The 23,070-nt window shown below is 61.1% G+C and carries 19 protein-coding genes and 2 pseudogenes; 15 read left to right on the forward strand and 6 right to left on the reverse strand.

The window, feature by feature from the left end; translation table 11 throughout:
* The first annotated feature begins 78 nt into the window (after nt 1-78).
* The 4 genes and pseudogenes from ASD03_RS22440 to ASD03_RS40735 all read left to right on the forward strand — a co-directional run.
* Entirely contained in the window at nt 79-1,164 is a 1,086-nt protein-coding gene (locus ASD03_RS22440) for a substrate-binding domain-containing protein (protein WP_057206724.1), read from the forward strand.
* Between the two features lie 83 nt (nt 1,165-1,247).
* On the forward strand, nt 1,248-3,506 hold the full coding sequence (locus ASD03_RS22445) for a sugar ABC transporter permease (protein WP_057206726.1): 2,259 nt from the start codon (nt 1,248-1,250) through the stop codon (nt 3,504-3,506).
* Nucleotides 3,496-4,275: an ATP-binding cassette domain-containing protein gene (locus ASD03_RS22450; protein WP_057206728.1), complete on the forward strand. Its 780-nt coding sequence runs from the start codon at nt 3,496-3,498 to the stop codon at nt 4,273-4,275. The genes ASD03_RS22445 and ASD03_RS22450 overlap by 11 nt, the downstream gene beginning before the upstream one ends.
* Before the next feature lie 186 nt (nt 4,276-4,461).
* A pseudogene (locus ASD03_RS40735) lies at nt 4,462-4,581 on the forward strand (LysR family transcriptional regulator); the annotation flags it as partial.
* Nucleotides 4,582-4,941: 360 nt separating this feature from the next.
* Here the strand turns inward: ASD03_RS40735 and ASD03_RS22455 are convergent.
* Nucleotides 4,942-5,169, reverse strand: a complete 228-nt coding sequence (locus tag ASD03_RS22455; RefSeq protein ID WP_156408049.1) for a CopG family transcriptional regulator — start codon at nt 5,167-5,169, stop codon at nt 4,942-4,944.
* Between the two features lie 548 nt (nt 5,170-5,717).
* Entirely contained in the window at nt 5,718-6,551 is an 834-nt protein-coding gene (locus ASD03_RS22460; protein WP_025430617.1) for an IclR family transcriptional regulator, read from the reverse strand.
* Nucleotides 6,552-6,880: 329 nt separating this feature from the next.
* On the opposite strand from ASD03_RS22460, the gene ASD03_RS22465 reads away from it, so the two are divergent.
* From ASD03_RS22465 to ASD03_RS22505, 9 genes are all read left to right on the forward strand, one after another.
* Nucleotides 6,881-7,942: an ABC transporter ATP-binding protein gene (locus ASD03_RS22465; RefSeq protein ID WP_057216436.1), complete on the forward strand. Its 1,062-nt coding sequence runs from the start codon at nt 6,881-6,883 to the stop codon at nt 7,940-7,942.
* Nucleotides 7,942-8,814, forward strand: a complete 873-nt coding sequence (locus ASD03_RS22470; protein ID WP_057206736.1) for an ABC transporter permease — start codon at nt 7,942-7,944, stop codon at nt 8,812-8,814. The genes ASD03_RS22465 and ASD03_RS22470 overlap by 1 nt, the downstream gene beginning before the upstream one ends.
* A gap of 4 nt (nt 8,815-8,818) precedes the next feature.
* Entirely contained in the window at nt 8,819-9,613 is a 795-nt protein-coding gene (locus ASD03_RS22475; RefSeq protein WP_057216438.1) for an ABC transporter permease, read from the forward strand.
* An 8-nt stretch (nt 9,614-9,621) separates the two neighbouring features.
* Nucleotides 9,622-9,930 (forward strand): (2Fe-2S)-binding protein, encoded by a 309-nt coding sequence (locus ASD03_RS22480; protein WP_057206739.1) that lies wholly within the window; start codon nt 9,622-9,624, stop codon nt 9,928-9,930.
* Complete coding sequence (locus ASD03_RS22485; RefSeq protein WP_057216441.1) at nt 9,923-11,320, forward strand: FAD/NAD(P)-binding oxidoreductase; 1,398 nt, start codon at nt 9,923-9,925, stop codon at nt 11,318-11,320. Before ASD03_RS22480 ends, ASD03_RS22485 begins: the two co-directional genes overlap by 8 nt.
* Complete coding sequence (locus ASD03_RS22490; RefSeq protein ID WP_057216443.1) at nt 11,317-12,459, forward strand: FAD-dependent oxidoreductase; 1,143 nt, start codon at nt 11,317-11,319, stop codon at nt 12,457-12,459. Before ASD03_RS22485 ends, ASD03_RS22490 begins: the two co-directional genes overlap by 4 nt.
* Before the next feature lie 17 nt (nt 12,460-12,476).
* On the forward strand, nt 12,477-13,532 hold the full coding sequence (locus ASD03_RS22495; RefSeq protein WP_057206745.1) for an ABC transporter substrate-binding protein: 1,056 nt from the start codon (nt 12,477-12,479) through the stop codon (nt 13,530-13,532).
* Nucleotides 13,533-13,702: 170 nt separating this feature from the next.
* Nucleotides 13,703-14,620, forward strand: a complete 918-nt coding sequence (locus ASD03_RS22500) for a hypothetical protein (protein ID WP_057216445.1) — start codon at nt 13,703-13,705, stop codon at nt 14,618-14,620.
* 251 nt (nt 14,621-14,871) lie between these two features.
* Nucleotides 14,872-16,266, forward strand: coding sequence for a sulfite oxidase (locus ASD03_RS22505; RefSeq protein ID WP_057216447.1), 1,395 nt, complete (start codon nt 14,872-14,874; stop codon nt 16,264-16,266).
* A 103-nt stretch (nt 16,267-16,369) separates the two neighbouring features.
* On the opposite strand, the gene ASD03_RS22510 is transcribed toward ASD03_RS22505, so the two are convergent.
* Genes ASD03_RS22510 through ASD03_RS22520 form a run of 3 tightly spaced genes read right to left on the reverse strand, consistent with a single transcriptional unit; the run spans nt 16,370 to nt 20,898 of the window.
* Nucleotides 16,370-17,521 carry an efflux RND transporter periplasmic adaptor subunit gene (locus tag ASD03_RS22510; protein WP_057216450.1) on the reverse strand — a complete coding sequence of 384 codons (1,152 nt, stop codon included), beginning with the start codon at nt 17,519-17,521 and terminating at the stop codon, nt 16,370-16,372.
* A 15-nt stretch (nt 17,522-17,536) separates the two neighbouring features.
* Nucleotides 17,537-20,680, reverse strand: a complete 3,144-nt coding sequence (locus tag ASD03_RS22515) for a multidrug efflux RND transporter permease subunit (RefSeq protein ID WP_057216453.1) — start codon at nt 20,678-20,680, stop codon at nt 17,537-17,539.
* Entirely contained in the window at nt 20,677-20,898 is a 222-nt protein-coding gene (locus tag ASD03_RS22520; RefSeq protein ID WP_057216456.1) for a hypothetical protein, read from the reverse strand. Before ASD03_RS22520 ends, ASD03_RS22515 begins: the two co-directional genes overlap by 4 nt.
* A 305-nt stretch (nt 20,899-21,203) precedes the next feature.
* On the opposite strand from ASD03_RS22520, the gene ASD03_RS22525 reads away from it, so the two are divergent.
* On the forward strand, nt 21,204-21,806 hold the full coding sequence (locus ASD03_RS22525; protein WP_057217178.1) for a TetR/AcrR family transcriptional regulator: 603 nt from the start codon (nt 21,204-21,206) through the stop codon (nt 21,804-21,806).
* A gap of 215 nt (nt 21,807-22,021) precedes the next feature.
* Here ASD03_RS22525 and ASD03_RS22530 read toward each other — a convergent pair whose 3' ends face one another.
* Entirely contained in the window at nt 22,022-22,534 is a 513-nt protein-coding gene (locus ASD03_RS22530) for a hypothetical protein (RefSeq protein ID WP_057216459.1), read from the reverse strand.
* Nucleotides 22,535-22,647: 113 nt separating this feature from the next.
* Between ASD03_RS22530 and ASD03_RS38080 the strand changes: the two are divergent.
* A pseudogene (locus tag ASD03_RS38080) lies at nt 22,648-22,832 on the forward strand (IS6 family transposase); the annotation flags it as partial.
* Nucleotides 22,833-23,070: the final 238 nt, after the last annotated feature.

Consider the following 23,070-nt stretch of genomic DNA (forward strand, 5'->3'; position numbering starts at 1 on the left):
CGTCGTGGGAGGAAGGCATTCGGCCCTCACGATCAGCGCGCCCGAACGGCTTCTGCCCCTTTCAAGGGAGGACCAGTCATGAGGCGTATTTTGTTGCACGCGGCAGCATCGGTCGCGGCGCTCTCGCTTGGCGTCTCGTATGCATCCGCGCAATCAGGCAGTGTCGAGAAGGCGGTCGGCGGCTACAGTTTCGAGGAGGCCGCAAAAGAGGCGCCCGGTACCAAGGACTTTCATTCGGCCGACGGCCACCTCACCTTTGGTATCGTGACGCACACCGCCGGGAACGGTTTTTTCGATCCCGTCTATGTTGGCGCCACTGTGGCTGGCAACATGATCGGCGCCAAGATCCTGCTGCTTGGCTCGGAATCGCCGGTGGATGATCCGGCCCGCGAGATCGAAATCCTTAATCAGATCGTTCAGGATCCGACGATCGACGGTATCATCATGACGACACCGCAGGTCGGCGCCTACAACGACATCGTCAAGGCCGCCGAGGCAAAGGGAATTCCCGTCGCTACGACAAATTCCTTTGACGGGACGCTGCTCAATCGCAGTAGCATCAGTCATACCGGCCAGGACGCATCCGCGGCTGCGATCGGCGGCGAAGCACTTGCCAAATGCGTGCTCGACAGCGGCAAGACGAGCGGCTCGATCCTGCTGCCGTCCTCGACCGCGATGGGCAATATCGAAGTGAACAACCGGGTGACCTCGGCCTTTAATGCGATCGTCAAGACACTGAAGGACGCCGGAAAGCTTGAAAACTTCAAGGTGGACGCCGGGCCGGAGAATGTCGGCATCGACACGAACCCGAACGACCCCGTGAACGCGCTCGTGTCGCTCTTCGAGTCGCGTGGTGACGTCGTCGGGGCCTTCACCGCAAACAACGTCTTCACACCGCCACTCGTAAAGGCAGTCGCGCAAATGGGATGGACCGGTAAGTTCTGTGCCTTCGGCTTCGATCTGGGGCCGGCGCAGCAAGAGGGCATCACCGCGGGCAACCTAACGGGCTCGCTGGGACAACAGCCGTTTCTGCAAGGCTTCTGGCCGGTCATGCAGCTCTACCTGCAGATCGACCGCGGCATTTCGGCCGCCAATCTCGACACACGGGCCCAGCTGGTGACGAAGGAGACCGTCGCCAATGTCGGCAAGCGCTTCGAGAACTGATTTCGCACGAGCCGCCTGACATATACGGGCGGGAGGGCCGTTCCTGCCGCCTGCGCAAGTGCAAAGTTTTACCGGACAAACCCATGGCGCCTGTGGAGACGACATCGCTCGGCCGTGCGCCTCCGCAGCTCGCCGGCGGCTGGGAGGCCGGTCTCATACTGTTCCTAGTCCTGCTCTATGTCGGCGGCGTGTTCGCCAATCCGACCTTCTTCGCCTCGACGGACGCGCTTCACGCCCTGCTTCGCGATACCTCCCGCGTGGGGATCATCGCCGTGGGGATGACCTTCGTTATCGTCAACAAGGACCTCGATCTGTCGGTAGGGTCCACCTACGGCCTCGTCGCGGTGGCGTTCGCCCGGCTTTTTTCACCGAGCTTTCTCGATCTCGAAATCACGGCCTCAGTCATTCTTTGTCTGCTGCTGGGGACGGCGATCGGGTTACTCAACGGCGTGCTCGTGACCATCTTAAGGGCGCCGGCATTCATCGCGACTCTGACGATCCTTTTCATCGGCCGCGGTTTCGTGCTGGCGCTGACGCACGGCCAGGCGATCTATTATTCCGGCAAGGCGGATGAATTTCCGCTGTTCTTCCACCTCGGCGAAACCAATGTCCTCGGCTTCAACAACCAGATCATCGTCTTCGCCTGCGTTGTCGCGCTCGGAGCCGTTGTGCTTGCCAAAACCCGCTGGGGCTACGAGACACTCGCCACCGGTGGGAACGAACAGGCGGCAGTCTATGCCGGTATTCCCGCACGCTGGGTGCGCATCCGCGCCTACCTGATCTCGTCGCTCTGTGCGACCCTTGCGGCTCTCCTGTCGGCGGCACAGGATAAGGGCGTAACCCCCCTTTATGGTGTCAGCTGGGAACTCACCGTCATCGCATCCGTGGTCATCGGCGGCGCGTCGATCCTGGGCGGTCGCGGTCGCGTGATCGGCTCTTGCCTGGGAGCCGCGGTCGTCGTGCTGGTCGACAAGGTCTTGCGCGAAGGATGGCCAATCACGCGCATTGTCGTCATCGACGGCGAGAATATTGCGGTCAACGCCAGGTTCACCCTACCCGCGGGCGCGGTACTTGTTTTCCTCGGCCTCCTTCTCGTCATTGCGGTGCTGATAGAGCCCTATCTCATCCGCCGCCAAGTCGCGGGCCGCTTCTGGGCCTGGCTGCGCGGCCGCCCGCCGCCACCCGCCTATGAGATGGGCGGCGTGGCTCTCGAGGGCGTCCAGACCAAGGGAGCGATGGCGAGCGACCGGGAGCTGACGGCTACCGGGTTCGGCAAGTTTCTCGCACGCCGCGACGCGCTTGCCGTTATCCTGACAATCCTGTTGTGGCTGACGGGGCTCACCCTCAGGCCCGACTACTGGTGGAACCTCTCCAATACGTTCGCGATCCTGCTCAACTACACAGAACTTGCTCTCATCGCGGTCGGGCTCACCTATGTCATCGCAGCCGGCGATATCGATCTCTCCGTCGGGGCGGTACTTGCGCTTTCGGGCAGCACCGCGGCCTATTTTCTGAAGGTGCTGGGCGCCGACCCGATGACCGCCGTGGCGATGGGCCTGATTGTCGGAATGCTCGCCGGACTCGTCAACGCCACCGTCACAGTCGGTTTCAAGCTGCCGGCCTTCATCGCTACGCTGGGCATGTTCTACATCGCCCGCGGTCTTGCCGCCTGGTTCGTCGCCGGCCAGCAACTGACGGGCTGGCCCGAAGGCTACAACCTGCTCGGCCGCAAGGCGAACGACGTCCTCCTACATTTCGGCTTTTCGCTGCCGCCCGGCTTTCTTCGGACTGTCGCAGAAGTCGTCAGCGTGCAGACGATCTGGATGTTCTTTGTCGCCCTGGTGGCTGGCCTCGTGCTCGCTTACTCGCCGTTCGGACTGAAGGTCCTGTCCACCGGCGGCAACCTCCGCGCCTCGGCTTACGCGGGCATCAACACGAACCGCGTGCGTTTCCTCGCGCTCTTGTTGTCAGCGCTCTGCGCCTCCATGGCCGGGATCATCAACGTCGCCTACTTTCGCAGTTTCAACCCCGTCGCCGGCCAGTTCCGCGAACTGGACGCCATCGCCTCGGTCATCATCGGCGGCGGATCGATCTTCGGCGGTTACGGCACCATCATCGGCTCGCTTGCCGGCGCCGCGGCGATCACGCTCGTGCGGGCGCTGCTGCAATTGAACGTCCAGGGGTTCACCATGCCGCAGCACTGGATCAATGTCTTTATCGGCGTCATCCTTATCGTGGCCGTGCTCGTCGACATTTGGGTTCGCCAAGCCAATATCTTCGGACGCATGCGCTCCTTTTTGGCGCAACGCGGACAAAGATCGGAGACCAGTCATGGCCGCTGATACCCAAGGTACACCGATCGTGGAAATGCGGAGCATCGAAAAGGTGTTCGGTGCGGTCCAGGCGCTACGCTCGGTCGACTTGGTGCTCCATCCCGGCGAGATCCTCGGTCTCGTTGGCGACAATTCCGCCGGCAAATCAACGCTAATGAAAATCCTGACCGGCGCCTACCAGCGCGATGCTGGCGAGATATTCGTCGCCGGACACCCGGTGCATTTCAGGAGCCCGCATGAGAGCCGCGACGTCGGTATCGAGATGATCTACCAGGATTTCGCGTTGTGCGGGAACATGGACGTCGGGCAGAACATATTTCTGGGCCGCTGGCCGCTCAAGGGCCCGTTCGTCGATCGGCGGAAGATGTATGCGGAGGCCGACAAGGTGTTGAAACGGCTCAAGGTCGACGTCAACTCCGTCTACCAGAAGGTCGAAAGCCTGTCGGGCGGCCGCCAGCAATCGGTGGCGATTGCCCGCGCCATCTCGTTCGAGCCGCAGGTCGTAATCCTCGATGAGCCGACCGCCAATCTTTCGGTGATGGCGACCGAACGCCTGCTTGAAACGATGCTGGAATTGAAGAGACAGGGTGTAGCCCAGATTATCATCTCTCATCGGCTGGTAGATATCTTTGCCGTCGGCGATCGCGTGATGGTGCTGAAGCGCGGCGAGTATGTCGGCGACCGCTATATCAAGCACACTGACGAACACGAGATTCTGGAGATCATTGTTTCCGGCACCCGCGAAAGGGCACTCACGGCGGAGCAGGCAGTGCGTTGACCGGGCATCGGCAAAATCCGCAGTACCGTCGGCATATTGGGCGATAACGACATCGGGTAGCCGATCCACGAGAGCGCGGTCGCGCCGGCTATCGCTCGATCTTCTCAGGAGGGAGGGAAGTTCAGGATTAGCCGCAAGGATAGCCGGGACCAGCGGAGTCACAATCTTCACGCCGAATACGATTGGCCATCATTGGCCTATGTTATCCGACGAGCCCGCGGGACGAGAAATCCGGCACTCGACACCTTGATCGTGCAGATTGAAAAAGAGATCAGCCGCCATGGAGGTCCAACGTTGGCGAGTTAATTCCCCAGAGGGACGACAGGGAAACGTGGGTCACGTCGCGAATTTAGGTTATTTCGGGACTGTCCGATCAGTGGACGCCCCGAATTGAGACCTACCATCGCTCCTCGGCGGGAATTTGGTAGCGTGCGTCCGCCGTGGTCAGCATCAAATGCAAAAGCAGCGAACCGGTCGATGTGCTCGGGCGAAGGGGGAGGCCTCCGTTTGGTTTTGCGCGTTTAGGATCGCATACTATATCGACGGGAACTTACGACCTAGCACCCGCGATGAGGTGCAAGGCAGAGTTGCCCTGTGCCCGCTGCTACTGTTTGCTTGCGGCCGGATCGATCAACGCGATCAGGAGATTAACGCCGAGCAGGAAAGTCACGGCAGTTCGTCACGCAAGGCGTTGACGATTTCGAGGGCAACTGGCGCGGTATTCGGTCGTGACGTCAGAAGAGGAATTCCATTGCGCTCGTTACCGCTGCGGGGCCGGCGCAAAGAACGCCTTGCCAGCTCGGAAATGACCTCGCCAAGGCTCCGATGCTGCTGGGCTGCCATGGCCTTGGCTGCAATCAGGACATCGTCATCGATCGCAAGTGTCGTTCTCAAATCTGCCTCATCGCGCATCAGTCATCACACATCATATAGGGCAAGAGGTTGAATTTCCCAAGACTGATACAGAAGAGCGTCGCAGCCGTTCAGCCTGCCTCCCGCCGGAGGGCGGCCAGGATGACGTCGACTTGCGCCTCAACGTTGCGGCACACCGCCGCATAGATGAACGATAGGAGTCGCCGTGTCTTCTCCCAACGAATATCAAATGATTGATCCGATATCCGTTCAAGTGGTCCAGTACCGAACCGACTGCTCTGATATTGGATCAGTTCGTGTCGAGGCCGATCCACAGGCCGTTGAGAATGATGTCGCTGTGCTGGCGCGCAAGATTGCCTTACGGGCAATATCTGCTGCCGCTAATTCAATGTATAAAGCTGGTGAGCGGCGATATCCCGCCGCAGAGGTCACTTTGGCGGGCCCAATCTTCACGACGCCCCAACTGATCTTCGCTGGCACGGTCTCCGTCTCGGCGTATCGACATCCAATTTTTGCACGCCGGATCACAGTAGGAGCGCGCGTCCAAGTCCGAATATCTTTTGAAGAGTTTAAGACTTGGACGAGGCGCGCAATGCCGAAGCGGGATAGCGCAAGGTCGGATCGAACGGGTTGAGCTTGTTGCTGATCGCCTGCGCTTCCGATTTCAGCAGATCGGTGATCGTGCCGCTGCGCATTTCGGTCAGCCTCGATGCCAGGGTCCCGATGCTTAAGGAGGCGACGGCAATGCCGTTTCGATCGAGAACCGGAACGCCCAAGCCGGCCATGCCTTCAATCATCTCGAAATTCATCTGCGCAGCGCCGATGCGGCGCACCTCCTCGATCTTGATGCGCAGATCAACTTCATCGATCGCCGCACGATCCATGATGCGGGGCATGTTGAACTTGATGATGGCCTCGCGCTCCTCCTCCGGCAGGTAGGAGAGAATGGCGATGCTGCCCTGGCCGATGCCCAATGGCACCTTGCCGCCGATGTCGCCGGTAAACGAGCGGATGGGGAACGGCCCCTCGACGCGGTCGAGGCAAATTGCATCGAAGTTGCTGCGCACCAGCAGAAACACTGTGTCGTTGAAGGTCGCCGAAAGTCGCAGCAGTGATGGGCGGGCGATATCGAGGATGCCCTCGCGCCGCCTTGCCTGCGAGGCGATGGAAAAGAACTCCAGCGACAGACGGTAGGATTTGCTGTCCGGCATCTGCTCAACCATGTCCTCGGCGATAAGGGTCTTCAGCAGACGATGTGCCGACGGTTGGCTCAGATTCAACCTGCGCGCAAGGTCGATCAACCGCACACCTTCCACCGACTGCGCCGCCAGATCTTTCAGGATGTGGATTGCCTTCGAGAGGCTGGAGTTGCCAACGGCTTCGGATTCCGAAATCTGCGTCATAAATTTATAGATCCCCTATTAATATTCCGAATTATGGACTTTTTTCATAAAAAATTTCAACATAGAAAATTCGGTTTGTGTTTTTTGCCAAACTCCGGAAATTAACCGGCAAGCCCTTCTCAAGGTGGCGGATGGAAAACGTGGACGGACTGCCGTTCGTCCCGACCGGGAAAACTGTGCGGCCCGGTCGTGACGGCCGCAGTTGCTGACTTCGGCATCTGTCTGAGCGGGCCCAATGGATTTTGACGACGTGTCGTTGCCGCATGGATCGCTGACAAAAAAATCAGGGCAGGCGATCTCTTCAGGTAATGAATGACGGGAGAGCGAGCATGAGTTTCCTCAGCCTAAAACAGGTTTCCAGATTCTACGGATCGGTTGCCGCTGTTCACAATTTCGACCTTGGTGTGGAGAAGGGCGAGTTCATCTCGCTTCTGGGACCATCCGGTTGCGGCAAGACGACAACGCTGCAAATGATCGCGGGTCTCGTGCGTCCGTCCTCGGGCACGATCATGATGGGCGGCCGCGACATCACCTACATGCCGCCGCCGCAACGGCAGCTCGGCGTGGTCTTTCAAAGCTACGCGCTCTTCCCGCACATGACGGTTGCGCAAAATGTCAGCTTCGGCCTCGAGATGCGCAAGGTTGCGAAGGCCGAGCGCGAAACGCGCATCAAGGACATTCTTGCTCTCGTCCACCTCTCGGCGCTCGCCGATCGATATCCGCGCGAGATGTCCGGCGGCCAGCGCCAGCGTGTGGCGATCGCCCGTGCGCTGGTCATCAATCCGCCGGTTCTGCTGCTGGATGAGCCGCTGTCCAACCTCGATGCCCAGCTTCGCGAAGAAATGCAGTTCGAATTGCGTCGCATCCAACAGGCCGTCGGCATCACCACCATCATGGTTACGCACGACCAGGCCGAGGCGCTCTCCATTAGCGACCGCGTCGTGGTCATGGAGAAGGGCAAGATCACTCAGGTCGACACGCCCTACGAACTCTATGAACACCCGCGCAACGATTTCATTTCTTCCTTTGTCGGAAAGTCGAACTTCATGCCGGCGACTGCGGTCGCAAACGGTGCGGGCACCACAATCTCGATTGGTAGTACCGACATAACCTTCGAAACGGACGCCAAGACGGCAAGCAAGGATGTTTCCGTATTCATCCGCCCGGAAAAGCTGCGTCTGACGACACCATCCAACGGGCAGCTTCAGGGAACCGTGACCACCCGCTACTTCATGGGCAGCCAGTGGCTGGTCAGCGCTGCGACCCCGGCCGGCGTTCTGGCCGTCGCCGTTCCCAATCTTGGCGCACCGCCGCCGCTGGAAGGCGAAAATGTGGGCCTGTCCTGGCAGTATGGCGACTGTCGCGTTCTCGCTGCGGGAGCTGCCGAGTGATGGGCGCGGCGACCCCTGCGGCGGCGCCGCGCGCTTTCGCCCCGTTGTTCCTTTCGGCTCCGGCAACGCTGTTTTTCATTGGGCTTGTTCTGCTGCCACTGGCGCTAACGATCATCCTGTCGTTCAACAGCTACGACTATACCGCCGGCATTCAGAATGACTTCTCGCTCGCAAACTATCTGACCGTTCTGCAGGACGAGTATTACCTCTCGACCTTCTGGCGTACGCTGCGCCTGGCGCTGCTGACCACTGTGATCGCCGTGCTGATCGGTGTTCCGGAAGCCTACATCCTCTCCAACATGCGCAAGCCCTGGCGGTCGATCTTCCTGCTCGTCATCATCGGCCCGTTGCTAGTCTCGGTGGTCGTGCGCACCTTTGGCTGGAGCATGCTGCTAGGCAAGAACGGGCTGGTGAACGGCGCGCTTGCCGCCGTCGGCCTCGAGCCGGTGCAACTGCTCTACACCGAAGCGGCGATCGTCATCGGCCTCGTCCACATCATGCTGCCGTTCATGGTCATCCCGGTTTGGACGGTGCTTCAGAAGCTGGATCCGACCGTCGAGGCGGCGGCGCTCACGCTCGGCGCATCCCGCTTTACCGCCCTGCGCCGGATCGTCTTTCCGCAGGCCGCCCTTGGCATTCTCTCCGGCAGCCTGATCGTCTTCGCGCTGTCGGCGAGTTCCTTCGCCATCCCCGGCCTTCTCGGTGGGAGGCGGCTGAAGATGGCGGCGACGCTCGTCTACGACGAGTTCCTGATCGAACTCAATTGGCCGCTCGGCGCTACCATCGCCATCATCGTCCTCGTCGCCAACCTCGTGATCATGCTCGCCTATAACAGGCTCATCGAGCAGCAGGCCAAACGGAAGCTGGGTTGAAATCATGCAGAGAAACGGTCCTGTCGCGCTGGTCTTTCACAGCCTCATCGTCGTGTTCATGCTGGCTCCCATGGTCGTGGTGTGCCTCGTGGCCTTCACCCCTGAAAACACTTTGGCCATGCCATGGAACGGCCTGTCGCTGCGCTGGTTCGAGGCAGTCTTCCGCCACAACGACTTCATGTCGTCATTCGGCAACAGCATTCGATTGGCCCTCCTTTCGGCAACGATTTCGACACTGCTTGCTGTCCCGGCCGCCCTTGCCATCACGCGCTACGAGTTCCGCGGCCGTGATGTGCTGAACGCATTGTTCCTGTCGCCGCTGATCATCCCACATCTGGTTCTTGGCGTTGCCTTTCTCCGGTTGTTTTCGCTGATGAGCATGACCGGCTCCTTCACCTGGCTGGTGGCCACGCATGCAATCATCGTCACGCCCTATACGCTGAGGCTCATCCTCGCGTCGTTGACGAGCATGGATCGCAACGCCGAGAACGCGGCCCGCACCCTTGGAGCGGCCGAGTGGACGGTGTTCAAGCGCATCACCTTGCCGTTGCTGCTGCCGGGGATCAGCGGCGGCTGGCTGCTTGCCTTCATCAACAGCTTCGATGAACTGACGATGTCTATCTTCGTCACATCGCCTTCGACCGTGACCTTGCCGGTTCGCATGTACATGTATGCCAGCGAATCCATCGATCCGATGATGGCCGCGGTTTCCACGCTGATGATCGCGCTTGCGACCGTGACCATGATCGTCCTCGACCGGATGTTTGGGCTCGATCGTCTTCTTGTCGGCAAAGGCTGAGAACGGCGATGTCGAGACAAGCCCTGTTCAAGCGCCGATATCGCCGGGACGAGGAAGCAATCCCGTTCCTGCTAAACGGCTTGCCCGAAATCGGACGACGTGGCGACACGGTCATGACGGCCATCCTTTCGCTCGGATCCAGCCTTCGCCGCACCGAATTCACCGGCGAGAACCGCGCAGGTTTCTGCCTGATCGGTGCCTGCCAGGATTGCTTCGTGATGACGGCGGACGGTAGCCGCGTGCGTGCCTGCAGCACGGCGCTGAAACCCGGCATGGCTTTTTTCACGACCACGATGGAGCGCGTCGAGCATGACTGATGCTCTGCCGATCGTGATCGTCGGTGCCGGTCCGGCCGGCATCCGCGCCGCCGAACAAATGGTCGAAGCCGGTATCCGGCCGATTGTTCTCGATGAGGGATTGCGCGCCGGCGGGCAGATCTACCGGCGCCCGATGATCGACGACGGCCGTTCCTACCGCAACCGGTACGGCTCCGAGGCGAGAAAGGCCGAGCAGTTGCACGCGGCCTTCGAGCGGCTCCGCCCGGCAATCGAGTATCGGCCGGAAACACTTGCCTGGAACGTCAGCGGCCAGGAGCGCGGCGGTCACCTCGATATGATGACTGACGGCGTGCATAACCAGATTGCCTTTTCCAAGCTGCTTTTGTGCACCGGCGCCACGGACCGCGTGCTGCCATTTCCCGGTTGGACGAGGCCGGGCGTATTCACGCTCGGTGCCGCCCAGACGGCTTTGAAGGCGCAAGGCTGCACGGTTGGCGACCGACTGGTATTCATGGGGTCCGGCCCGCTGCTTTATCTTGTTGCGTGGCAATACATGAAGGCGGGAGCGACAGTGGCCGCCGTGCTCGATACGGCGCCGTTGCGATCGAAAATTCATCTGGTGTCGCTGTTCGCCCGAGCGCCGCGCATCGTCGCGCTCGGCCTGTTCTATGGCGCTCAACTCCAACTGTCGGGCGTCAAGATCCGATATGGTGTTCGGCCCGAAACGGTCATCGGCGCAGACCGGGTCGAGGGCATCCGCTTTCAGGCGAGTGGCTGCACACAAGAGCTAGAATGCGACGCGATTGCCTACGGGTTTGCGCTGCGCCCGGAAACGCAGCTGGCCGACCTCGCCGGATGTCGCTTCCGCTTCGAGGATCGCGACCGGACATGGTTGCCGGAACGCGACGCCCTGGGCCGCACGAGCCGCAAGGATGTCTACGTCTCCGGCGACGGCAGCGGTATTGCTGGTGCCGATGCCGCCGAGATCGACGGCCAGCTAGCGGCATTGGCAATCCTCAATGATGTGGGCAAGACGGTCGAGGGCGATCGTCTCCGGCAATTGATGGCTGCCCGGGCACGGATCCTGCGCCAGCGCGAAATTCTCGAAAATGCGTTTCCTTTCCCGCGCGACTGGTTCGAGACGGTGCCGGCCGAGACGACGCTTTGCCGGTGCGAGGAAATCAGCATCGGCGAGATCCGCCGCGCGGTCGAGGCCGGGAACATCGGCGAGATCAATCGGATGAAGGCTCTGAGCCGCGTCGGCATGGGGCGTTGCCAGGGGCGGATGTGTTCGGCCGCCGCAACTGAGGTGCTTCGCAGCATCCGCAATGTCGAGCCGCAGGAAACCGGCCGTCTGCGGGCGCAGGCGCCGGTGAAGCCCATTCCGCTCGGGTTCGGCGGTCCGCTCGACAGGGAGGCAGGCCGATGATCCAGCGCATTTCGGCGGATGTGACCATCATCGGTGGCGGGCTTGTCGGCAGTTCAGCAGCGCTGGCGATGCGCAAGGCCGGACTTGCCGTTGTGCTGATCGATAAGGGCTTCTGCGGCGCCCAGGCCAGCGGTGTCAACTATGGCGGCGTGCGCCGGCAAGGACGGCCTCCCGAGCAATTGCCGCTGTCCCAGCGGGCACACGGCATCTGGCCACGACTGAAGGCACTGGTCGGCATTGACGGAGAATACGTGCCGTCCGGCCATCTGAAGCTAGCGCGCACTGAGGCGGATTTTGCTAAGCTGGAAGCCTATGCCGAGATAGCCAAGCCCTACGGGCTCGATCTCGAGCTGGTTGGGGCTGCCGCATTGAAGACGCGTTTCCCCTGGTTGTCGGCGGCAGGCGCAGGCGCATCGCTTTGCCCAGGCGACGGCCATGCCAATCCCAGGCTGGTCTCGCCCGCCTTTGCGCGTGCGGCGGAACGGGCGGGCGTAAAGGTCTTCGAACAGACGCCTGTGCGTGATGTGCGCGCGACCGGCAGCGGATTTGCCGTGCTTGCGGGAGAGAATGTCGAAATTCGCAGTCGTCAGATCGTCAACAGCGCCGGTGCCTGGTCCGATACGTTTGCCGCGCAGTTCGGCGAAAGCGTTCCGCTGACCCGCATCTATCCCTCGATGGTGGTCACCGAGCCGCTGCCGGTGCGATTGCCGGTCAGCATGGGCGAGCAGGGCGGCAGTTTTTACGGACGGCAGGTTGCGCGCGGCAACTATGTGATGGGTGGCGGGCGCGGAGCAGCACTTGCCGATCCCGATTTCTCGCGGCCGTCGGTGACGGCGGCTTCATCGGTCATGCAGCGCGCCATAGCGCTCTTTCCGCATCTGGCCAATGCCCAGGTCATCCGGTTCTGGTCCGGTACGGAAGCGGAGATGCCTGACGGCAATCCGGTCATCGGCGCAAGCCAGACGACGCCCGGCCTCTTCCACGCCTTCGGGTTCTGCGGCGCCGGGTTCCAGATCGCGCTTGCCGTCGGCGAAGTGCTCTTGGAGCTCGTCGCCACCGGGCAAAGCACCACGCCTATCGATGCCTTTTCCATCGGCCGCTTCAGTCAAGTAGCGGCTCAAACTGCAGTCTCGTTGTAAACAGAAAGGGGAATACCATGATTGACCAACGCCTTATGAGAACTTCGGCCCTCGCGCTGCTCGCGCTCGCCGTTCAGCAGACCACCGCCCAAGCGGAAACCAAGACGCTTTACATCGGCATGAATGGCGGCAATTTCGAGCGCGCCTACACCGAGCACGTGTTGCCTCCCTTCGAGAACGCCAATGACGTCAAAGTCGTCATCGTTCCCGGCACCTCCGCCGACATTCTCGCCAAGGCCACGGCTGCCAAGGACAATCCGCAGATGCATGTCATGCTGCTCGACGACGGCGTCATGGTGCGCGCCATTGGCGCCGGGCTTTGCCAGAAGATCGCCGACGATCCTGTGCTTGCTGAAATCCAGCCGGCTGCGCGCCTAAAGGATGACATGGCAATCGGCGTCGACATGGGCATGACGGGCCTTGCCTACAACAAGAAGCTCTTTGACGAAAAGGGCTGGCCGGCACCGAGCTCCTGGATGGATATGGCCGATCCGAAGTTCGAAAATGCGGTGGTGTTCCAGTCCGCTTCCGCCTCCAGTTTCGGCCTGCATGCCTTCCTGATGTTCAACCGCATCCAGGGCGGCGACGAGACCAATGTCGAACCCGGTTTCGAGAAGTTTTCCGATATGATCGGCAAGAACGTCATCGAGTTCATTCCAAGCTCTGCCAAGATCTCGGAGATGGTCCAGACCGGCGAAGCGGCGATCTTCCCGCTGACGCCGACGGCGGTAAACAACCTGAAGGACAAGGGTATACCGGTGGAATACGCCCAGCCGAAGGAAGGCTCAGTCGTTCTCGCCGTAACCGAATGCGTCATCGCCAACAACAGCGAGCCGGAACTCAGCCAGAAGCTTGCCCATTACCTGCTGTCGGCAGAGGCTCAGAGCCTGGCGCTGGACAATGGCAACATCATTCCGTCCAACAGGAACGCCAAGGCCGGTACGGCTGCGGCCAATGAGAAGCTGGCGACCTTCAAGACCAACATGGAAACCGCGAAGGTTCTCGATTGGGATGCAATCAACAAGAGCCGTCAGGACTGGAACAAGCGCTGGAACCGCATGATCGAGCGCTAATGCGCTGAAAATCTCTCCTCGCCAGTTCGGCCTGACATCAAGCGCCTTCCGCTTCCCGGCGGAGGGCGCAGCCGTTTGCGGAACTGTTAGCGCAACACGCCTGAGATCAAGGCGCTTCATGCCTTGGCCTGACCAATTGTATTTGCATGAGCATGCTTTAGAACGCAGGGATGATCGCTCTCACGAAGATACGCGAGTTAGATATTTCACCGGCTGACGCCGGGATCGGGCCTTTGCATCTAAGTGCTGCGAGCGGGCTCGTGTGCCTGGATTCGATCATCTGCGTCATTGCAGATGATGAGCTTCACCTAGGCGTGTTTTCCTTGATCAACGGGAAGCCCGGTCATCTGATCCGCCTGTTTGATGGCGTGTTGCCGGAGTCCAAGGCTGCCCGCAAGCGGCAAAAACCCGATCTCGAAGCGCTCGCACGCCTTCCCGCCTTCCGGAATTTTCCTCATGGCGCGCTATTGGCATTTGGCTCAGGCTCCAGACCCAACCGCCGCAGGGGCGTTCTGCTTGGACTAGGTCCCGATGTCGAGATGCTGATGCCGCCCCGAACCGTGGATCTTTCACCCATTCTTGTTCCGCTCAACGAGGAATTCTCCGAGGTCAATATTGAAGGCGCGGTCGTGGTTGGCGATGAACTGCGCTTGTTCCAGCGCGGCAACAAGAGCCAAGCCGACAACGCGATCATCCGGTTCCCGCTTTCAACAGTACTGGATGCATTGCAGGCCGGGTCTGTCGAAGCCATCAAGCCATCTTCTATCCGTCGGCTAGACTTGGGGGTTCTCCACGGTGTGCCATTCTCCTTCACGGACGCGGCCGTTTTGGGCAACGGCGATATGGTTTTCAGCGCCGTTGCAGAAGATACCGAAGATGCATTCCGTGATGGACCCTGCATCGGCGCTGCAATTGGAATAGCTGACAATAATGGTAACTTGCGTTCGGTGCGTCGCCTTGAGCGACCACACAAGATAGAGGGTATCCACGCTCGATCGGATGGAAGCCGTCTGGACCTCCTGCTTGTCACTGACGCGGACAACCCAGAGATACCGTCAGTGCTTTTTTCCACCACGATGGAAATCTGAGATCCTAAAAATAGGAAGAGAGCCGGGCGGTGCGAAGACCCGACAAGGACGCTGGATCTGCCGGGTTTTGCGTTCACGGTCGCATAATGTATCGTCGGGAGGCGCGATCCATCTCCGCATCGTGCAGGTCTTGAAATGATCATGAGCAGTTCTAGCGGAGCAATGTGTCTTCAGGGTCGGTACCGATCGCCTTGCAGGCCGCAACTTGCGGTTTGGCGCAGGGCAACCCCGCCCTAGTATGGAGGTTCCCAGTGCCTCTTTTCATCGTGCACCATCAGCATTCGCCCCAAACCTGCCCCGCACGCGATCCGGCCAAGGGCGCGATGCTGCTGAACCATTTGAGCCGGCCTAGCGCCGCTCGCCATGGCGTGGTCATCAAGGGCGAAGCCGTCGTTCGCGGTTCCCATTCACTGTTCTTCATTGCCGAAGCGGCGGATGAGACCGTCCTCCAAGCGTTCTTGACGCCGTTCCTTCAAGCCGGCGAGGTCGAAGTGATGGCGGCGTCGACCTGCGCCGGGGTCGTGGCGAGCGGCGGCTGCGATGCACGCCCGGCCGACGTTTCCGCCGCGGTGCTCGACCCGGCGGACGCTTGCCAGGACGCCGTTGAGGCGGGGCTCCTAATTCATAGCGTCTATCCGCTGAACGGCGAGACGTCGGTGCAGGACCTCGCGGGCGGGGCAGTCGTGCCCAATGGTCGGTTCTACTTGCGCAATCACTTCGATATTCCGAACCTCGATGGCGAGAGCTATCGGCTCTCCGTCAACGGGCTGGTCGAAAGGTCTTTGAGTCTGAGCATGAGGGACCTTCACAATCTCTACGCTGAGAGCCTCGTGGTAACCCTCGAATGCGCTGGCAACGGCCGCAGCCTGTTCGATCCGGCCGTGCCCGGCGAAACCTGGGGCCTGGGCGCCGTCAGCACCGCCGAATGGACCGGCGTTCCCTTGAGCAAGGTGATCGAACGGGCAGGCCCGCGGTCCGGCGCGACGGAACTTACGTTCCGCGGTGCGGACGGCGGGCTCGTCGAGGGTCACGATGCGTCGATTCGTTTCGAGCGTGGCCTCAGCTTCGACCAGATTCGCGAAACGGACGCGCTTCTCGCCTACGAGATGAACGGCGAGCCGCTGTCGTCAACTCATGGCTATCCGCTGCGGCTGATCGTGCCCGGTTGGTATGCGGTGGCGTCCGTCAAGTGGCTGACCGAGATCGTCGTTACCGACAAGCCCTGCGAGACCCACTATCAAACGGAGAAGTACTGGTACCAGTGGGTGCGGAACGGGCGCGACGAGCGCGCGCCGGTGACGCTCATGAGTGTGCGGGCGCTGATCTCTTCGCCCGATCAGGGGGAGAGCCTACCGCGCGGCGAGACCGCAATCCGTGGCGTCGCGTGGTCTGGCGCCGGGAGCATATCCAGGGTCGATGTCAGCCTAAACGACGGCCCGTGGCGCGAGGCGCGGCTCGTCGGCGAACCGCGGCGCTCTGCCTGGCAATGGTGGGAGCTGATCACGCGACTTGAGCAGACGGGGCCGCTCGCCGTGCGGGCGCGCGCCACCGACATGGCCGGCCGGACTCAGCCTGAGCGCGCCGAGTGGAACCGTCTGGGCTACGGTAACAACTCGATCCACTCTGTAACCGCACAGGTGATCTGAAGCTCAGAGCGAGTGCTCGACGAGACGTCTGGTCAGCAAAATGTCGCCGCGGCGGATGCGGTCGGATGGCCAAGTGCATTTGCAGCGATCCTACAGCGCCGCGCTACTTCTGCGCCTGCCCCGCCGGCATCGGCTTGACTGGCGCGCCGGGGAAGATCTTCTGCAGATTTCCGGCGATCACCTGGTCGCCTTCCGAAACACCCGAGGCCAACCCAATGAGATCGCCGCTGGTCGGGCCGAGGGTGACGAGCCGCTGCTCGACCGTATCGTCCTTGCCGACGACATAGACATATTTGCCGAGCTGGCTCGATCCGAGCGCTGTCTCCGGCACCATCATCACGTTCGGTTCATCCCTGATCTTCAGGCGCACGCGGACATACTGGCCGGGAAGCAGGGTCAGATCGGCATTGTCGATCGTGGCGCGCGCTACCACCGTTCCGGTATTGCCCTCGACCGTGTTGTTTATGAAGCTGAGGTCGCCGCGGTAACGCGGTTCCTTGTCGCCGGGCAGAAGCACCTCTGCCTCCACTTTGCCCTTTGTCCGGGCCTTCCGGATGTCGGCGAGTTCGGTTTCGCTCGGGTTGAACGAGACATAGATCGGCGAAAGCTGCACAAGGTTGTTGAGCGGGGTTCCGGTCGTGCTGCTGACCAGTGTTCCCTCCGGCGCCAGGTTGCGCCCAAGCTGCCCGGCAAAGGGGGCGCGGATTTCGGTGTAGTCGAGGTTGATCTCAGCGGTGCGCACCGCCGCCCGCGACATGGCAAGTGCAGCCTCCGCCTGACGCACTGCGCTCTGACGCTGGTCGAAACTGTCCTTGTCCAGATATCCTGTCGTGGCAAGCTCGTTGCCGCGCGTGAGATTGGATCGGAGATAGGCGAGTGACGCTTCGTCCCTTTCGACCTGGGCCTTTGCCTGATCCAGTTCCGCCCGATAGTCGCGTGCGTCGATCCGATAGAGGAGATCGCCGCCCTGAACATCCGAACCGTCCGCAACCGCCTGTGACTCGATATAGCCGGTGATCTTGGCGCGAAGCGTCACGTTGCGGATCGCCTCGGTCCGTGCGGAATAGTCAAGATAGATGGGGATCGTTTTCTTGACGACAGCCGCGACGGGAACGGGCATGGCCTGTTGCGCTGGAGCCGGGGCGGCCCCGGCATCGCCGCCTTTGATCTCGAACCCGCCATTCCTGTAGTGGTAGGCCGCAGCGAGGGCGGCGATTATGACCACTGCGGCAAGGACCAGTCTCGAACCACGCATGTTAGGCTCCAATCCTTATTCCGCCGCCTCCGGCTCGTGGCTCTGGCCGACGGGCTTTGAGGAAAGTCCCTCCCGCCATTGTTCGATGACCGCGTAGAAGACCGGGACGAAAATGAGTGTGAGAACGGTCGCCGCGAGCATGCCGCCGAACACGGTGGTGCCGATCGACTGGCGGCTGGCAGCACCGGCGCCCTTGGCGTACATCAGCGGCAGCACGCCGAGGATGAAGGCAAAGGCTGTCATCAGAATCGGGCGCAAGCGCAGGCGCGCCGCTTCCGCTGCTGCTGCCACCACATCCAGCCCTTCCTCGCGCCGGCGGCGCGCGAACTCGACGATCAGGATGGCGTTCTTGGCGGCAAGTCCAACCAGCATCACGAAACCGATCTGCGAATAGACGTCGATCTGCATTCCGCGAAGCCACAGTGCCGACAGCGCGCCCAGAAGCGCGAGCGGTACCGAGAGCAGCACCATGAACGGCATCGACCAGCTTTCGTACTGGGCGGCCAGGATCAGGAAGCAGAAAACAAGCGCGAGCGCAAAGACGAGCGCGGCGATCGAACCTGCGCGGATCTCCTGATAGGTAATGCCGGTCCATTCGAATGTGTAGTCCCGCGGCAGCGTCGTACGGGCGACCCGCTCCATTGCCGCTGCCGCCTGGCTTGAACTGAAGCCGGGTGCTGCCGCGCCGTTGATCAGCGCAGAGGGATAGTTGTTGTAGTGGGTGATGGTCTCTGGTCCGACCGTCGACTTGAACGAGCCGAGCGTGTTGAGCGGCACCATTTCGCCCTGGCTGTTGCGCACATAGAACCGTGAAAGATCGGAGGCCGAGGCCCGCGCAGCCTGATCGGCCTGCAGCGTCACGCGGAAGGTGCGACCGAACAGGTTGAAGTCGTTGACATAGAGCGAGCCGAAATAGATCTGCAGCGTGCTGAAGATATCCGGCAGGTTGAGGCCGAGCAGTTTCGCCTTGTCACGGTCGAGATCGTAGTCGAATTGCGGGCTCGACGTGCTGAAGGTGGTGAAGAGCTGGTAGGGATTGATCTCCGGCTGTTTGCGCGCCTCGGCAATCAGCGCCTGGGTTGTGTCGCTGAGCGCCTGTGCACTGCGCCCGGCGAGATCTTCGACCTGAAACTCGAAGCCACCGGTCGCGCCGAGCCCCTGGATCGACGGGGGATCAAAGGCGAGCACAAGCGCGTCCGGGATCTGCAGCAATTGCGGCTGCACCGCCTCGCGCAGCGCCGAAGCGCCTTGTGCCGCGGGACGTTCATCCCATGGCTTCAGAACCGCGAATTGCACGGCGGAATTCGACTGGGCGGCGAAGGACAGGAAATTGAAGCCGACGACGGAGCCGACGAAATCGACACCTGACGTGCCGCGAAGGATCTCCTCGGATCGCCGCGCGACGGCCTGGGTGCGTTCGAGCGAGGCGCCGTCGGGAAGCTGGATGACGACGAAGAAGTAACCCTGGTCTTCGACCGGCAGGAAGGTCGACGGCGTGCGCTGCCACAGCGCGTAGGTCGAGCCGATGGCGATGAGGAAGAGCGCAAACAGCGCCCAGCGCCAGCGCACGAGCCCGGCTATGCTGCGTGCATAACCATCCGACAGTGCGTGAAAGCCGGTGTTGAACCAACGGAAGAGCGCAAAGCGCGGCTCGCCGCGATAACGCAGGAAGGCGGCGCTGAGCGCCGGGCTGAGGGTCAGCGAGTTGAAGGCGGAAAAGGCGACCGAGATCGCGACCGTCAGGGCGAACTGGTTGTAAAGGCTGCCGGCAACGCCCGGGATGAAGGCGACCGGAATGAAGACCGCAAGCAAAACTGCGGTGGTCGCGATGATCGGGCCTGTCACTTCCTGCATCGCCTTGCGCGTAGCGGCAAGTGGCGGCAGGCCGGCCTCAAGCTGACGTTCGACGTTCTCGACGACGACGATCGCGTCGTCGACCACGAGACCGATGGCGAGCACCATGCCGAGCAGGCTCAGCATGTTCAGCGAAAAGCCGAACAGATACATGACGACCAGCGTCGCGATCAGCGACACCGGGATGGCGATCGTCGGAATGATCGTGGTGCGCAGGTTCTGCAGGAAGATGAAGACGACGAAGACGACGAGGGCGAGCGCCTCGAGCAACGTAAACACCACATCCTCCATCGCCGCCGAGACGAAGCGGGTGGTGTCGTAAAACATGTGGTAGGCGATGCCTGCGGGGAAGCGCTGCGACAGTTCATCCATTTTGGCCTGGACGCGGCTTTGCAGGTCGAGCGCATTGGAACCGGGCGCCTGGAATACGGCGAGTACGACACTTTCCTTGCCGTTGAAGGTGACCGACGACGAATAGAGCAGTGCCCCGAGTTCGATGCGCGCCACATCGCGCAGCCGCGTCGTCGCCCCGGTCGTCTGGTCGGCCCGAAGCACGATATCGCCGAACTGCGCCGGATCGCTCAACCGACCGAGCGCGTTGATCTGCATCTCGAAGGGTGTCCCGGCTGGTGCCGGCGATTGCCCGATCTTGCCGCCTGCGACCTGGATGTTCTGTTCGGCGATGACGTTCTGCACGTCGACGGCGGTGATGCCGAGATTGGCCAGACGGTCGGGATCGAGCCAGACGCGCATCGAATAGCGACGCTCGCCGAAGAGCTGGACGTCGCCGACGCCAGGCAGGCGCTTCAATGGATCGAGGATCTGCAGGTAGGCGTAGTTGCTGACGGAGGCGAAATCGACCGAATTGTCAGGCGAATCCAGGCTCACCAGCACGGTGAAGTTCGGGATTTGCTTGGCAATGGTCACGCCGGTCTGGTTGACGAGCGCGGGAAGCGAGGATGCTGCCTGCGAAACTCGGTTCTGGACGTCGAGTGCGGCGACGTCGATCGGATAGCCCACTTCGAAGGAAATGATGATCCGCGACGAGCCGTCATTCGAACTCGTCGAGGTCATATAGAGCATGCCCGGCACGCCGTTGATCTGCTGTTCGAGCGGCGTCGTCACCGTATCGGCGACCACCTGGGCGCTGGCACCTGGATAGTTGGCTGCAACGACGATCTGCGGCGGCGTCACATCGGGAAACTGCGAGATCGGCAGCAGGAAATAGCAGATGCCGCCGGCAAGCGTCATGATGATCGCGATTGCCGATGCGAAGATCGGCCGGTGAATGAAGAAGTCGATCATGGCGGGATCGATCCTTGCAAGGCGCCATCGTGAAGGGTCCACGGGGCGTCATTTTGGTAAAGTGCCCCGCGATTGGAGCGTTCGGAGGGCAGAATGTTTGCGGCAGCGATGCAGGCGGCATTTCGGGAGATCCCGAAAACGGGCAGGCAGACGTCTGCCACGCGGACCTTGCGGTCAGCGGTGCGGTTCTTCGCCTTCGGCCCATCCAGCATGCGCATCGTAAGGCTCCAGCACGAGATCACGATGGGCCGGAGCGACCCAAATCTTGAACATGATCGAAACTTATAAGTCTGTGCGGTGTGCACTCTGGCTAAAAGACGCCCGACGACCGCGCCCACCGACATTACGCTAGAAATTTTTCTGCAGTTACCGCTGTGTCCCGGAAGCCCTCGCGACAAACGGCATTCCTCGATGCGCCGCTGGCGAAAATGTTACTGGTCGGTAACATCGTCGCATGTTATCTGTCGCCAACGGGTCGTCAAGGGGCAAGTTTTTCCATGCCGACGACGTCGGGCCGAATGCGATGACCACGGATTCCCGCAAGCAACCACGTCTTTCGCCGCGCGATCGCCTCGTCAAGGCGGCCCGCCAGCTGTTCCGCAGGCACGGCATTCGCGGGATCGGTGTCGACGCCATCGCCGATGCCGCCAGCAGCAACAAGATGACGCTCTATCGTCACTTCAATTCGAAGGACGAACTCATCGTCGAATGTCTTCAGCGCGCGGGAATGGAGATGGACGGCTTCTGGCGGGAGCTGGAGGACGCCCACCCCGGCGACGGGCTGGCGCAGCTCAGGGCCTGGGTCCGGCGGATCGCCGAGCACCTCGGCGACGACGATTGCCACTGCGAAATGATGAGCGCCGCCGTCCAGCTGACGGACGAGGACCATCCCGGCAGGTCGGTGATCCGGAAGTTCAAGGATGCGCAACGCGATCGCGTTGTGGAGCTTTGCCGCAAGGCCGGTGTCGCCAATGCGGAACTGCTCTGCGACACGTTGCTGTTGTTGATCGAGGGCGCGCGTGTCGCCCAGCAAAGCAGCGGGGTGCAGGGGCCGAGTGCCCGCTTTGCGGAAATCGCCGACGCGGCGATCTTGTCGCTTTCCGGGAGCGGTGCCGTCTGCAGATAGCGGCGCGTTGCCTACCGCTCCGCAGGCTATTCGGGATGGTAGCTGTCGATCACGAAGACGTGCTCGTTGTCGATGCGCGCAGCTCCGGCGATGTGAGGGTGGTCGCTCCGAGCCAGCCTGTACGCGGATAGGTGATCAGCCAGCAGACATGCGGCAAGGCGAACTGCCGCGGCAAAGAGCGCCGGCCTGTCTTCCGCATGTGAAGAGTGACGCAGTCATAACTTCCCGAACGCCACGCCTCTCCAACCCCAGCCGGTCCGATGAGCGGCTTCAATTAGGGGCGTCTTTATTTCGGTGGTATTGAAGCGATATTCGTAAACCTTGCCGTAGGACAAATCTTCCTTGAAGGCGAAGGCCATGTCGAAGCTTTTTTCCCACTTTCGACCGCGAAACGCATTAGCGCTCAAAGTAAGCGTGGGCACGCCAGCGCGCCATTCGACGGACCATTCCTGATCGACGGCGCGAACTTCGCAAACGGCAGCATCGAATTTCATCAGCACCTTGAACACCCTTTGCAGCCCAGCTTTGGCAAATAGTTCGTACCAGCGGGCATCAGCGATCTTCCATTCGGCGACGAGATCGACGCCTTCCGGCTTGCCGTCACGAATGATGAACGGCGCAGTCTTTCTATTGATGGCGAGAAGATCATTGCGAAGCGCTGTCGTGGATTGGCGGTCCACCCCATTCGGCGCCGGTTTATATCCTGTCAGCCAGTCGAACAATTTCACGGGAGGTTCCTCAATCAGGGCACTGTGGACAATCTCTACAGTGAGACACATTTGCCAGGCCCGCTAGGAGAACAGATAAGAACAACGTGTACGGCTTTTGCACACCCCACTAACGAGAAGGCATGATGCAGGGATTTCGATCTGTCGGCGGCTTGCAACGTTTCATCTCGGTCTTCTCGGCAGTCCGAAATCTCTTCGTCTAACCGCACCAGAAACACTCAGCCCCAGCCACCCACATTCATCGGATCCGCACAAAAATGGCGCGCAGTGGAAAGCCGTGTCCGGCGCAACTATCTGAGTTCATAGACAAACGCTTTGTCGGGCGTTGATGAAACAACGTGACAGTGCCGGTGAACGTGCTCCGGCAGGGTTACCGCGTGAGTTTGCAGCAACGACACTTCTGCTTGAATGGCGCAAAATCGCCCGCACGCTGGTCAGGCAGGGCAGATGAGGTGGCCGAGGGCGCGGGACCGAGCGGGCACGACGTGACCACGCCCAAAAGCGGTCTTTCATCCGGTCTCGCTGGCGAAAAACAT

This window comes from Ensifer sp. Root127, from assembly GCF_001425225.1.
In the GTDB taxonomy this organism is placed as follows: domain Bacteria; phylum Pseudomonadota; class Alphaproteobacteria; order Rhizobiales; family Rhizobiaceae; genus Ensifer; species Ensifer canadensis.